We start from the raw sequence: 12,862 nt of genomic DNA, 5'->3' as shown, positions 1-12,862 counted from the left end.
CGATCAGAACTCCGTCTGGACGCTGGTGTACCAGTAGCGCGCGTAGGGTTGATAGAGGCTGCCGAGATAACCGGTCGAGGTCAGCGGCGGCTGCGCGTTGGTCAGGTTGCGCACCCCAACTCGCCAGCGCAGCGAACCCGGATAGAGCTCGCCTTTCTTGAATGTCACCTGCGCATAGAGGTTGGCGGTCAGCTGGTCGTGGACCCGGTAGGGCACGCCGTTGGCGTCGACGAAGCCGGTCTCGTTGACCGCGCCGGTGTAGCGGGCGAAGCCGCCGACCTGAAAGCGATCGATCGACCAGGTCAGCGACGCGGTCGCGCGCCATTTGGGGCGGCCGTTGGATTCGATGAGGTTCTGGGTTTCCGGCAGGGGCGTGGCCGGGTTGATCTGGCCGGCGGCGCGGGCGGCGACGAGCTGGTCGACCGTGTCGCCCGGCGGCCGCGAGAATTTGAGCAGCCGGGTCGTGTTGACCGAGAGATCGAAGCGACCGATCGAAGTCCGCGGCGTGGTCCAATAATAGCCCAGGTCAATTCCGCGCACGGTCTGCGGCAGCAGGTTGATGAACTGGTCGCGGACGGTGGTGATCTGCCCGGCGGGCGCGATCCCCGTCCCGGCGAAGAAAGCGACATCGTCGGCATTGGGCGCGCTGCGGATGACGTTCGGATTGGACGAGCCCTGCAGCCGCAGCAGATAGTCGAGCGCCAGCGCGGTGTCCGCGCCGAGGATGCCGACGATGCCCTTTTGCTTGATCGACCAATAATCGGCGGTGAAGGTCATCCGGCCGAGGCCGTGCGGGATGAACTTGGGTTCGATCACCGTGCCGAGATTATAATTAGTGCTCTTTTCCGGCTTGAGGTCGGGATTGCCCGACACCCGGCGGGAGAAGCCGACGTTGTTGCCACAGGCAGTGAAGCTGGTGATGCGCCCGGCGTTCAAGTCGGCTTGGCAGCGGATGAGATCCTGCCCGGTCGCCAGCCGCGCATATTCGACCGCATTGACCTGCTCGAGGTTGGGGGCGCGGAAGCCTTTCGAATAAGAGCCGCGAAAGCGCAAGCCGTCGATCACGTCCCAGGCGGCGGCGATCTTGGGCCGCGCGACGCTGCCGAAGTCGCTGTAATGCTCGAAACGACCGGCCAATTGCAGGTCGAGGCTGCGAACCAGCGGCACGTGCATTTCCGGCGAAATGACCGGCACCGCCAATTCGGCGTAGGCGGCGGCAACTGTGCGGCTGCCGTGGGTATCGGGATTGTCGCTGACCGCCGCGGCATCGCTGATGGTCACCGCGCCCGAAACCGCGTCGACGAAGGGCGACGAGCCATCGACGGCGCTATCGCGGTCGTCGCGCTGGGTTTCGCGACGGACCTCGCCGCCGATGGCGAGCCCGACATTGCCGCCCGGCAGGCTGAACAGTCGCGAGTTGGAGGCGCGGAAGTCGGCCATCGCCAGGGACGTCGTCGAACGGCGCTTGAGCTGGAAGCCGATCGCGTCGATCGCGGCTTGCGAGCTGGGCGTGCAGTCGCCGTAGCTGAGCGTGTCGAGGCAGCCGCCGTTGAACGGGTTGTAGGCATCGGGCGTCGACAGCGCGAGGCTCCGCTGCAGCGCCGAACTGCGCACGGCGAACGAACTGTCGACCGTCCGGGCGCGCGAATAGGTCAGCGCGCTGTCCCACTTGAAGCCCATGGTCTCGCCCTTGAGGCCGACGAGTGCGCGCAGCTGCGAGCTCTTGACGTCCACGGTCTGCGGACCGGTGTCGACGTAGCGGTAGGTGGTGAGCAGCACCGGCAGCCCCGCGGCCGGCACGTTGACCAGACCCGGCAGGCGATTGGGGTTCGGCTGGCCGTTGATCGTGGTCGGTCCGAACGGGTTGTAATAGTTGGAGGCCGGGATCCAGATCTGGTTGAGGTTGATGACCGGTGGCTGGATGTTGAGCGAGTGGGAGCGATAGTAGCCCAATTCGCTGAACAGCGTCAGCGAGTTGGTCAGGCCGTAGTGCCCGTTGGCGAAAGCGTTGATGCGATCGATCCGGGGCAGCACCGTGGTCCCGACCGCCGTGTCGTAGCGCAGGTTGCGGAAGGCGCCGGTGGTCGCCAGCGCGGTGTTGACCAGGCACAGGTCCGGGGTCAGCGCGCGGGTGCAGCCGCCCAGGCTGGTTGGCCGGATGGTGAACGAGCCGGCCGCCGAGGTGAGGTTGGTGGTGCCTATCCGCGGCCGTCCGCCCGTCACCGGAACCTGCAGCGCCGGCCACGTGCCGCGCGTCGCGCGTCCGTCGGGCGTGGTCGAGCCGGCGAAATCGGGATCGTCGGCGAACAGTGGGCGCAGGTCGGCCGAGGCCGTGAAATCCTGGTCCTCGGCAAGCAACGGGCGGCGGTGAGTATATTCGACCGAGGCGGTGATGTTGCCGCGCGCTAGGTTGATCCCGAACAGCCCGCCCGCCTGGAATTCGCGCAGGTGCGTGCCCTCGGCGCCGCCATATTGCGCCTGCAACCGGATGCCGCTGTAATTGTCGCGCAGCACGGTGTTGACCACGCCCGCGACCGCGTCTGACCCGTAAAGCGCCGCACCGCCGTCGAGCAGCACTTCGAGCCGTTGCAGGCCGAGCGTCGGGATCGCGTTGCTGTTGTAGCTCAGCACGGGAACGGTGCCGGTGTCCGAGAGCCCTTGGCTGGCCGGGTGAGTCACAACGCGGCGGCCATTGAGCAGCACCAGCGTGTTGCCGACGCCAAGCGAGCGCAGGTCGACCGAGCCGACGTCGCCGCGCGCCGCGTTGCTGGTCTGCGGATTGTTGCTGGGGTTGAAGCTGACGTCGCCCATCTGCGGGATGCTGCGGATGAGTTCGTCGCCGCTGACCGCGCCGATGCTGTCGAGCTTGTCGCGGCCGACCACCACGACCGGCAGCGCTTCATTGACCTTGGCGCCCGCGATCCGCGATCCCACCACGACCACGTCCGCGCCGCTGTTGCCGGCCGGTGCGGTGGTGACCGAAGGCGCCGCCGGGTCGGCGACGATGTTACCCGTCGGTGTGATCGCGACCGTCCCTTCGGTCGGTGCGGGCGGTGGCGCGCTCGGTGCGGCCTGCGCGCGCAGGGCGGCGGGCGCCGCCAGCGCCGCGCCGGCAAGAAGCAGTGATCTGGCACGCATGATGTTTCCCCTCTCGATCAGTCCTGCGGCCGCGCGCTGCTGGCAGCGGGGCCCTCCTCCGTGATGATGGTTTGCGGCGCGAACGGCGCGGGCACCGGCGCCTTGCCGGACAGCGCGAGGGCAAGCCGGTCGCGGTCGAGCGCGCCTTCCCAGCGCGCGACGACGATGGTCGCGACGGCATTGCCGATGAAGTTGGTGAGGCTGCGGCACTCGCTCATGAAGCGGTCGATGCCGAGGATCAGCGCCATCCCCGCGACCGGCACCGAGGGCACGATCGACAGGGTCGCGGCCAGCGTGATGAACCCCGCGCCGGTGACTCCGGCGGCGCCCTTGGAACTTAGCATCGCCACCAGCAGCAGGGCGACCTGCTCACCCAGCGTGAGGTGCACGCCCGTCGCCTGGGCGATGAACAGCGCGGCAAGCGTCATGTAGATGTTGGTGCCGTCGAGATTGAAGGAATAGCCGGTCGGCACCACCATGCCGACCACGCTGCGCGCGCAGCCGGCTCGCTCCATCTTGTCGATCAGTGCTGGCAAGGCGGCTTCGGACGATGAGGTGCCGAGCACGAGCAGGAGTTCGGCCCTGAGGTAGCGGATCAGGCGGAGGATCGAGAAGCCATTGAGCCGCGCGACGGTGCCGAGCACCACCAGCACGAAGATCAGCGAGGTGAGGTAGAAGGTCAGCAGCAAGGCGCCGAGGTTGGCGAGCGTGCCGATGCCATAGGCGCCGATGGTGAAGGCGATCGCCCCGAACGCCCCGATCGGCGCGGCGCGCATCAGGATGCCGACGACGCGGAAGACGACCAGGCTGATCCGCTCGAGCAAGTCGAGGACGGGCTGCGCCGGCGCTCCGACCAGCGACAAGGCGATGCCGAACAGGATGGCGACGAACAGGGTCTGCAGGATCGACCCTTCGGTCAGCGCCGAGACCATGGTGGTCGGGATGATCTCCAGGATGAAGCCGGTAATGGTGGTCGCGTGCGCCTGGGCCGAATAACTGGCCACCGCCCCGGCGTTGAGGGTGGCGGGGTCGACATTCATCCCGGCGCCCGGCTGCACGACGTTGGCGACAATCAGGCCGACGATCAGCGCAAGGGTCGAGAAGAAGAGGAAATAGGCCAGCGCCTTGGCGGCGACGCGGCCGACCGCGGCCATCTCGCGCATGTGGCCGATGCCGGTCGCCAGGGTCAGGAAGATGACCGGCGCGATGATCATCTTCACCAGCTTGATGAAGCCGTCGCCGAGTGGCTTGAGCGCTTCGCCGGTCTTCGGCCAGAAATGGCCGACTAGCACGCCGAGCGCGATGGCGATTAGCACCTGCACATACAGGTGATGGGTGAGCGGACGGCGTGGTGCCGTGCTCGCCCCGGGCGCGACGATGATCGAAATCTCAACTCTCCTCCACGAAACCGGCTGGCCTTGCCACCCGGTGCCGCTCGTGCATCCTATGGTTCGATGAAGCCAGTTCCAAAATTGCTGCGTAAGACCGCTAAGCGCCTGGAATCCGGCGAGTTTGTCGCGGTGCTCGCAAATTCCTCTCTCATCGGGAAATTCGGCAATCGCACGATTTGTGTGGAAATCCACACATGATGAGCGGTCGCCGCGGCTGGCGAATCACGGCCGTCGCCGGGGCCGCGGCGTTGCTGCTCGCAGCGCTCGCCTGGGGCGTGCTCACGTGGGCGGATTCGCGGGCGCGGCGGGTTGCCGACGATGCTGCGGCACAAACCGCGCAGGTCCATGTCGGACTGCTCGGCAGCGAGTTGCAGAAGTTCCGCCTGCTTCCGCTCGCGCTCGCCGAATTTCCCGACGCGGTGCGGGTGCTGACGTCGGGCGACGCGGCCGCGCGGCTGCGCCTCGACCGCCAACTCGAACTGCTCGCGAAGCGGACCGACGCCGCAGCCATCTATCTGATCGACGCGCAAGGGATCACGCGCGTCGCCAGCAATTGGCGATTGCCGACCAGCTTCGTCGGACAGAATTACGGCTTCCGGCCTTACTTCCAGGATGCGATGCGCCGCGGCTCGGCGGAGCTATTCGCACTCGGCACCGTGAGCGGGCGGCCCGGTCTATACCTCGCGCGCCGCATCGACCAGGACGGGCGCGCGGTGGGAGCGATCATCGTCAAGGTCGAGTTCGACCGGGTCGAAGCGACCTGGCGGCGCAGCGAGGGGATCAGCTTTGTCACCGATCCGCATGGCGTCATCCTGGTGACGAGCGTGCCCGGCTGGCGTTTTGGCGCGACCGCGGCGCTCGATCCCGCCACGCTCGTTAGCGCTCAGCGGTCGCTGCAGTTCGGCGCCCGGCCGCCTCAGCTGGTGCCGCTGAGGATCGCCGGTGCCGATGCCACCGTGGTCAGCCGCGGCGACGACCAGCGCTTCCGCCTTGCCAGCGTGCCGGCGCCGCTCGCCGGTGGCCGTCTCTATCACCTGTCCCCACTGGCGGCCCCGCTGGCGGCCGCGCGCAGCGAGGCCGTCACCTGGGCGCTGGCCGCGTTGCTGTTCGTGGGCGCCTTGCTGGGGATCGCCTTTCGGCAGCGCGAAAAGCAGCGCCTCCTCGCCCGGGTCGGCGAACGGCTCGAAAGAGAGGTGCGCGAGCGGACGGCGGAGCTTCAGGAAGCGAACGAACAATTGCGGATCCAGTCGGAGGAGCGCGAGGAAGCAAATGCCCGCTACCAATCAGCGCGTGAGGACCTGGCCCATGCCAATCGGCTCGGCACGCTGGGCCAGATCACCGCGGGCGTCGCCCACGAGATCAATCAGCCGGTCGCCGCCATCCGCACCTTCGCCGAGAATGGCGCGGCGCTGATCGACCGCCAGAATGCCCGCGCGGCACGCGAAAACCTCTTGCGCATCGTCGCGCTGACCGGTCGGATCGGGACGATCACCTCCGAGCTGCGCGACTTCACCCGCCGCAAGATGCCGACCCCGGTCCATGCCGAGCTGGGATCAATGCTGGACGGCGCGATGCTGCTGATCGGCAAAAGGGGGCGCGGCCGGATCACCGTCGACGCCCCGCGCACGGTGCGCAAACGAGTGCTCGTCGGCGACCGCGTCCGGCACGAGCAGGTGCTCATCAACCTCCTGCGCAACGCGCTCGACGAGGTCGAGGGAAGGGAAAGCGGCGCCGTCACCGTCACCGCGACGGAACGCGCCGATACGGTCGAGATCCGCGTCGCCGACAATGGCGGCGGCGTCGACCCCGCCTTTGAGACCAGCCTGTTCGAACCCTTTGAAAGTGGCAAGCCCGGCGGTCTTGGCCTCGGTTTGGCAATTGCCCGTACGATCGCGCGCGAAACGGGCGGCGATTTAACCCTCGACTCGTCCGCGAGAAGCGGCGCCTGCTTCATCCTGACCTTGCCGTTCGTGCCATGAGTGTCATCGACCAGCCGGTCTTCGTCGTCGAGGACGACCCCGAGCTTTGCGCCGCGGTTCTGCAAGCGCTCGACCTGGCTGGCCTGCCTGCTCAAGCCTTTCCCAATGCCGAGGCCGCGCTCGGCGCACTCACCGGATTGTTCGACGGCGTGGTGGTTTCCGACGTCCGGATGCCGGGCATGGACGGGCTGCAATTGCTCGGCCGCGTCCACTCGATCGATCGCGACATCCCGCTTATCCTGATGACCGGTCATGGCGACGTTCCCATGGCGGTGCAGGCACTCAAGCTCGGCGCTTACGACTTCATCACCAAGCCCTTCGCGATCGATCATCTGCTGGCGGTGATCGGGCGCGCGCTGGAAAAGCGCGCCCTGCAGATCGAGAATCGCCGCCTGCGAGCTGCCGCCGAGGCCAGCGATGCCAGCAGTCCGCTGATCGGCGCCAGCCTGGTCATGGCGCGGCTGCGGTCGCTGGTACGCGAGCTCGCGGCGGCCGACATCGACGTGCTGGTCGAGGGGGAGACCGGCGTCGGCAAGGAGGTCGTGGCCCAGTTGCTCCACCGGCTCGGTCCGCGCGCCGGTCGTCCGTTCATTCCGGTCAATTGCGCTGCGGACGACGAGACCCGGCTCGGGCAAGCGCTGTTCGGCGTCTCGTCGGCGACCGGCGCAGGCCTGCCCCGCAGCCAGGGCCAGATCGCCGCGGCCAACAGCGGCACCTTGTTGCTCGACGAGATCGAAGGCCTGCCCCTGCCGTTGCAGGCGCGGCTGCTGCGCGTGATGGAAGAGGGCGAGCTGCAATTGCCCGGTGCCGAACGTCCGGACATCATCAACGTGCGCGTGGTCGCGACCGCCAAGCCCGGCCTCGAACAGACGGTGGAGCGCGGTGCGTTCCGGGCCGACCTTTATCACCGGCTGACGTCGGCCCGGCTGCGCATTCCTCCGCTGCGCGAGCGCCAGGAAGATGCCCTGCTGCTGTTCGACCTGTTCGTTCGTGAAGCGCGCGAGCGTCGCGCCGATTCAAATTTTGTTGCCGATGCGGCGATGCTCGAGCACGTCAGGCAACACCCTTGGCCCGGCAATGTCCGCGAACTGCGCAATTTCGCGATGGCCGCCGTCTTTGGGCACGGCGACGATCCGCACGCCGTCGATGGAAGCACTGCCGATCGCTCGTTGAAGAGCCGGCTCGCAACCTTCGAACGAAGCGAGATCGTCGCGGCTATACGTCAAGCCGGCGGCAATATCGGATTGGCGATCAAACGCCTCGGCCTGGCACGGAAGACATTTTATGACCGTGTCGAACGGCTGGGAATTGATCTTACGTCGGAACGTCGGAAATCCCGCGATACTCAACGCTAGAACAGGAAAGCGACCCTCATCGCGACATCATGATCCGCGTGTCAGGGGTGAACGTCGCTCTTCCGCAATCATTCCTGTTCCCGATCAGGCCCGGTCTCGCAGCAACTCGATCTCGCGCGCGAGCGAGCCTTCGCGATCGACGGTGATCCGCTCGAGCACTTTGATGCGCTCCTTCAGTTCGGCGATCTGCGGATCGGGCTGGGCCGGTAGCACTTGCGGCGGCGCGGGCGGGAGCGGCGCCGCGGGCGCGAACTGGGCGAGGCGGAGCTTGCGCAGCTTGCGCTTCAGCCGCCAGTTGCGGAACATCAGCCACATCGTGCTGGCGAAGAAGATCAGCGAACAGATCATCGCCACGGTGAATTCGTCTTCCGGAACCATCACAAACTCCCCTGTCGTGCTTAGCGGTCGCGCAGGTCGTCGATCTGGCGCGCCAGGCTGCTTTCCTTTTCTACGGTGATCCGCTCGAGCACCTGAATGCGCTCCTTGAGCGCGCGCACTTCCTCGCTCAGCCGCGCGGCTTCGGCCTGGCCGCGATCGTCGTCGCGGTCGTCGATGAAGCCGCGGCGGCGGTCGCGCCAATGCGAGCGGATCGGCGGCAGACCCATTCGGCCGCGAATGATGCTGAACACGCCGACGATGATCAGGATCGTGATTATGAATTCGGGAGGATTCATCGGACTCTTTCGCTCACGCTACTGGACGAGGGGACGTCACGCAGCGCCTCGATCTGCGCGGCGGTCTGGACCCCGCCGTCGGTCATGATCCGCTCGAGCACACGGACGCGCTGTTCGAGCTCGGATACGCGGGTGGCATATTGCGCGGCTTTCTCGGCCGCGAGACCCGACTGGCTGTCGAGCTGCCGCTCCTTCATCCGCAGCCACATCTTGAACGGGGCGATGCCGATGGCGGCGAGCGGGATCAGCACCCAGATCCAACTGGCGATATGGTCATGCATGGATGTCGTCCGGCTTGGCGAGGGTGGGGCGGCGAAGTGCCTCGATCTGCGCGGCAGTCTCATAGCCGCCGTCGGTGACGATCCGCTCGACCACCTTGAGCCGCTCCTCGAGCTCATGGACGCGGCTGACATATTGCGCGGCCTTCTCGGCGGCGAGGCCGCTGTTCCGGTCGAGCTGCTTTTCCTTGATCTTCATCCAGTACATCAGCGGCCCCAAGAGGATCGCGAGGATCGGGATGAGGAAGACGATCTGGTCCATCGCGCGTCAGTTCCTCGTGATCTGGAGGTTGTCGATTTCGCGGGCGAGGCGGGCGCCATCGTCGGTGACAATCCGCTCGACGGTGACCAGGCGGTCCTTGATCGCGCTGACCTCGGCACGAAGCTGGGCGTTTTCCTGGGTCAGCAGGCGGATACGCTCCTGCGCCTCGTTATCCTTCTTGGGGTGCAGCGGCAGGCCCCAGCTGCTGGTCAGCGGATAGCCGTTCTTGATCTTGAGCCAGGTGTGCAGCAACGACCCGCCGACGCCGATCGCCACGATCATGATCACCATCGGCAAGATTTTGGTCAGGAAGCCGAACACCTCGATCACTTCAGGATCCATCGGAAAAGTCCCCCTTTGTCGTGTGGATCAGCGCAGCCGCTCAATCTCGTTGGCGAGACTGCGGTTGTTGCTGAGCGTGTAGCTCTCGACGTCGGCAAGCCGGCGATCGATCTCGCGGAAGCGGGCGTGGATGTCGCGCGCGGTGCGGGCCGGCGACTGACGCACGCCCTGCCAGAAGCGGCGCTCGTCGGCACTTTCCAGCGCGACCTCGCGCGGGGTGTCGTCGGCGATCCACCCGGCGATGAAATAGACCGGCAGGATGCTGAACCCGCTCAGCCACAGCGCGAGGAACATCCCGATCCGGACGACGGTGACGTCGAGCCCGGTATAGTCGGCGATGCCGGCGCACACGCCCATCACCTTGCCGTCACGCTTGTTCTTGTAGAATTTGGTCCGAAGGGGCGGCTGCGAGGCCATCAGCGGGACTCCCGTTCACGAGTGCGGGCCGAGAGACGGGCGAGCTCGGCGTCGAGGTCGAACTCACTGGTCGTGCTGCTCAGGCGCGGCGCCTCGGGCGTGCACTTGGCTTTCCAGTTGGGATCGTCGGCGGTCATGATCCGCTCGATCGAGCAAAGCCGGTCATCGAGCCGGCGGGCGAGTTCATACAGCTCGTCGAGCAGCTTCTCGTCCGAGCCAGTGAGGGTAGCGGCGGTCTTCCACTTGGTGATGTAATGGAAAATCAGCCACGGCAGTCCGATGAACAGGACGCACAGGGCGACGACCGGAACGATATCCACTGATTAATTCCCCTTGCCTGCGAGCCGCGCCTTCAGGGCCTCGAGTTCGGCGTCGACCGCGTCCTCGGCCTTCAGGTCGGCAATCTCTTCTTCCAGGCTCTTGGGCCCGGTCATCCCCAGTGCCTCGGCGCGACCTTCGGCGAAGTCGGCGCGCCGCTCGAGCAGCTCGAACCGGCTGAACGCGTCTTCGGTGCGGCTGCCGTTGAGGAGCTCGCGGGCGCGGGCGCGGGTGACCGCGCTCTCGATCCGGGTGGAGATGCTGTTCTGGCGGGCGCGAGCTTCGCGCAGCTTGCCCTGGAGCTTGGCGATGTCCGCCTCGTAACCCTTGAGGGTATCCTCGACGACCGCGATCTCCTCCTCGAGGCCCTTGGACATGTCGGCCGCCTTCTGGCGCTCGACCAGCGCGGCCTTGGCGAGGTCCTCGCGGCCCTTCGACAGCGCCAGCTCGGCCTTTTCGGTCCAGCCGTCCTTGAGGCCGTCGAGGCGGACCATCGCCCGGCGCATTTCCTTGGCGTCGGCGATGCAGCGCGCGGCGGTGGCGCGGACCTCGACCAGCGTTTCTTCCATTTCGAGAATGATCATCCGGATCATCCGTCCGGGGTCTTCGGCCCGGTCGAGCAGCTCGGCGAAGTTCGCTGCCATGATGTCCCGGGTACGGGAAAAGATGCTCATCGATTACCCTCGTGAACCAGAATATGCCCTGTCATGCCCCATACTATGCAGGGGCCGTGCCAAATTCGACGAATCTGCAGAACCCTCATATTCGTCTGCCAAGGGCGGGGTGGCCGAGTTGAAATGGCTTGCCAAGCTTGCGTGAAATCCACCAACTGATGGGGTGCAGCGGACGCAGAACTTCATCGGCTCGAGCCTCGCTTTCCTCGACGCGGTCGAGCGGGCCAGCCGCGCTGCTCCGCTCAACCGTCCGGTGCTTGTGATCGGTGAGCGCGGAACGGGCAAGGAATTGATCGCCGAGCGCCTGCACCATCTGTCGTCGCGCTGGGCCGGGCCGCTGGTGACGATGAACTGCGCCGCGCTGCCCGAGAACCTCATCGAGGCCGAGCTGTTCGGGCACGAAGCGGGGAGCTTCACCGGGGCCGGCAAGACCCGCCACGGGCGGTTCGAGGAGGCCGACGGCGGGACGCTGTTCCTCGACGAGCTGGCGACGCTGAGCTCCCCCGCGCAGGACCGGCTGCTGCGCGCGGTCGAATATGGCGAGATTACCCGGATCGGCGCGTCCAAGCCGATCAAGGTCGACGTCAGGATCGTCGCCGCCACCAACGAGCATCTGCCGCGGCTGGTCGACGAGGGGCGGTTCCGCGCCGATTTGCTCGACCGGCTGAGCTTCGAGGTCATCACCTTGCCGCCTCTGCGGCTGCGCCAGGGCGACGTGCCCCTGCTCGCCGAGCATTTCGGGCGGCGGATGGCGGTGGAGCTCGATTGGCCGGGCTGGCCGGGCTTCGCGCCGGGCGCGCAAGCCGAACTCGAGCGCTATCCGTGGCCGGGCAATGTTCGCGAATTGCGCAACGTGGTCGAACGCGCGGTCTACCGCTGGGAGGATCCCGAGCGGCCGATCGGCGCGATCCAGTTCGATCCGTTCGCCTCGCCCTGGTCGCCGGGCGAAGGGCCGATGGCGCCGGTTGCGGCGGTTGCCGCGCCGCCGGCGCCGGCCGGGCCCGTCGAACCGGCGGCCGAAGTGACGCCGGTGCCGGCGCCAAGTGCGGTCACCGGCGATTTCCGCGCGGCGGTGACGAGCTACGAGCGCGCGTTGCTCGAGGAGGCGCTGCGGACCAACCGCTACAACCAGCGTGCGACCGCGGCGGCGCTGTCGTTGAGCTACGACCAGCTCCGCCATGCGCTGAAGCGGCACAAGCTGCTCGAGGGCGAGGCGGCGTAGTTTTCCTCGTCATTGCGAGCCGCAGGCGAAGCAATCCACTCTGCGACGTCGTGCACTGGATTGCTTCGCTAGGCTCGCAATGACGACGGTGGCGTCGTTGACTTGCCCCACCGCGCAAACCACATGCGCCTCATCCATTCATCCAGGAGAAACCTCATGGCCTTCGAAGTCGCCCCGCTGCCCTACGCCTATGATGCGCTGGAGCCGTACATCGACGCGCAGACCATGCAGCTTCACCACGACAAGCATCACCAGGCCTATGTCGACAATCTGAACAAGGCGGTCGAGGCGGACCCCAGCCTCCAGGGCAAGAGCCTCGAGGAGATCGTCAAGAATGCGGGTTCGGCCAAGCCGGTCGTCCGCAACAATGGCGGCGGGCACTGGAACCACAGCTTCTTCTGGGAGATCATGGGGCCGGGCAACGGCTCGGGTCCGCAGGGCGCGCTGGCCGAGGCGATCAACGCTAAGTTCGGCGGGATCGAACAGCTGCAGGAGCAGTTCAACGCCGCCGGCGCCGGCCGCTTCGGCTCGGGCTGGGTATGGCTGATCGCGGTGCCGGGCGAGGGCGTCGACGTCGTCTCGACCCCCAATCAGGACAATCCGCTGATGGACGTCGCCGAGCGCAAGGGCACGCCGATCCTCGGCAACGACGTGTGGGAGCACGCTTACTATCTCAAGTATCAGAACCGCCGGCCGGAATATCTCAAGGCGTGGTGGAACGTGGTCAACTGGGACAAGGTGCAGGAGCGGTTCAGCGCGATCTGACCGCTTTCCGCTCGTTCTGAGCGGAGCGAAGCGACGTCGAAGGGCGT

The 12,862-nt window shown here is 66.7% G+C and carries 14 protein-coding genes; 4 read left to right on the top strand and 10 right to left on the bottom strand.

Features of this window, described 5'->3' with window-relative positions; genetic code table 11:
- Positions 1 to 3 precede the first annotated feature (3 nt).
- Complete coding sequence (locus GCU42_RS04240) at positions 4 to 3,138, bottom strand: TonB-dependent receptor domain-containing protein (RefSeq protein WP_114226380.1); 3,135 nt, start codon at positions 3,136 to 3,138, stop codon at positions 4 to 6.
- A gap of 17 nt (positions 3,139 to 3,155) precedes the next feature.
- Positions 3,156 to 4,526 (bottom strand): dicarboxylate/amino acid:cation symporter, encoded by a 1,371-nt coding sequence (locus GCU42_RS04235; protein ID WP_114227717.1) that lies wholly within the window; start codon positions 4,524 to 4,526, stop codon positions 3,156 to 3,158.
- A gap of 197 nt (positions 4,527 to 4,723) precedes the next feature.
- On the opposite strand from GCU42_RS04235, the gene GCU42_RS04230 reads away from it, so the two are divergent.
- Together GCU42_RS04230 and GCU42_RS04225 are read left to right on the top strand one after the other, a co-directional pair.
- On the top strand, positions 4,724 to 6,508 hold the full coding sequence (locus GCU42_RS04230; protein WP_114226379.1) for a sensor histidine kinase: 1,785 nt from the start codon (positions 4,724 to 4,726) through the stop codon (positions 6,506 to 6,508).
- On the top strand, positions 6,505 to 7,863 hold the full coding sequence (locus tag GCU42_RS04225; protein WP_240309332.1) for a sigma-54-dependent transcriptional regulator: 1,359 nt from the start codon (positions 6,505 to 6,507) through the stop codon (positions 7,861 to 7,863). Before GCU42_RS04230 ends, GCU42_RS04225 begins: the two co-directional genes overlap by 4 nt.
- A gap of 84 nt (positions 7,864 to 7,947) precedes the next feature.
- On the opposite strand, the gene GCU42_RS04220 is transcribed toward GCU42_RS04225, so the two are convergent.
- From GCU42_RS04220 to pspA, 8 genes are read right to left on the bottom strand one after another with little or no spacing between them, the layout of a single operon-like run.
- A complete protein-coding gene (locus tag GCU42_RS04220) occupies positions 7,948 to 8,241 on the bottom strand; it encodes a hypothetical protein (protein ID WP_114226378.1) in 294 nt (97 codons plus the stop codon).
- 20 nt (positions 8,242 to 8,261) lie between these two features.
- Positions 8,262 to 8,537: a hypothetical protein gene (locus GCU42_RS04215; RefSeq protein ID WP_114226377.1), complete on the bottom strand. Its 276-nt coding sequence runs from the start codon at positions 8,535 to 8,537 to the stop codon at positions 8,262 to 8,264.
- Entirely contained in the window at positions 8,534 to 8,818 is a 285-nt protein-coding gene (locus tag GCU42_RS04210; protein WP_114226376.1) for a hypothetical protein, read from the bottom strand. Before GCU42_RS04210 ends, GCU42_RS04215 begins: the two co-directional genes overlap by 4 nt.
- Positions 8,811 to 9,077, bottom strand: a complete 267-nt coding sequence (locus GCU42_RS04205; RefSeq protein WP_114226375.1) for a hypothetical protein — start codon at positions 9,075 to 9,077, stop codon at positions 8,811 to 8,813. Before GCU42_RS04205 ends, GCU42_RS04210 begins: the two co-directional genes overlap by 8 nt.
- 6 nt (positions 9,078 to 9,083) lie before the next feature.
- Positions 9,084 to 9,419, bottom strand: a complete 336-nt coding sequence (locus GCU42_RS04200; protein WP_114226374.1) for a hypothetical protein — start codon at positions 9,417 to 9,419, stop codon at positions 9,084 to 9,086.
- Positions 9,420 to 9,446: 27 nt separating this feature from the next.
- Positions 9,447 to 9,836, bottom strand: coding sequence for an envelope stress response membrane protein PspC (gene pspC, locus GCU42_RS04195; protein WP_114226373.1), 390 nt, complete (start codon positions 9,834 to 9,836; stop codon positions 9,447 to 9,449).
- Complete coding sequence (gene pspB, locus GCU42_RS04190; protein ID WP_114227715.1) at positions 9,836 to 10,150, bottom strand: envelope stress response membrane protein PspB; 315 nt, start codon at positions 10,148 to 10,150, stop codon at positions 9,836 to 9,838. Before pspB ends, pspC begins: the two co-directional genes overlap by 1 nt.
- Positions 10,151 to 10,159: 9 nt before the next feature.
- Complete coding sequence (gene pspA / locus GCU42_RS04185) at positions 10,160 to 10,828, bottom strand: phage shock protein PspA (protein WP_114226372.1); 669 nt, start codon at positions 10,826 to 10,828, stop codon at positions 10,160 to 10,162.
- Between the two features lie 163 nt (positions 10,829 to 10,991).
- Here pspA and pspF point away from each other — a divergent pair, with 163 nt between their 5' ends.
- Complete coding sequence (gene pspF / locus GCU42_RS04180; protein WP_114226371.1) at positions 10,992 to 12,050, top strand: phage shock protein operon transcriptional activator; 1,059 nt, start codon at positions 10,992 to 10,994, stop codon at positions 12,048 to 12,050.
- A gap of 156 nt (positions 12,051 to 12,206) precedes the next feature.
- Positions 12,207 to 12,815: a superoxide dismutase gene (locus GCU42_RS04175; protein ID WP_114226370.1), complete on the top strand. Its 609-nt coding sequence runs from the start codon at positions 12,207 to 12,209 to the stop codon at positions 12,813 to 12,815.
- The last annotated feature ends 47 nt before the right edge of the window (positions 12,816 to 12,862 follow it).

It is taken from the genome of Sphingomonas ginsengisoli An et al. 2013, from assembly GCF_009363895.1.
Taxonomy (GTDB): domain Bacteria; phylum Pseudomonadota; class Alphaproteobacteria; order Sphingomonadales; family Sphingomonadaceae; genus Sphingomicrobium; species Sphingomicrobium ginsengisoli.
The sequence above is the reverse complement of the archived record's forward strand: the minus strand, read 5'-3'. Positions and strand labels throughout refer to the sequence as shown.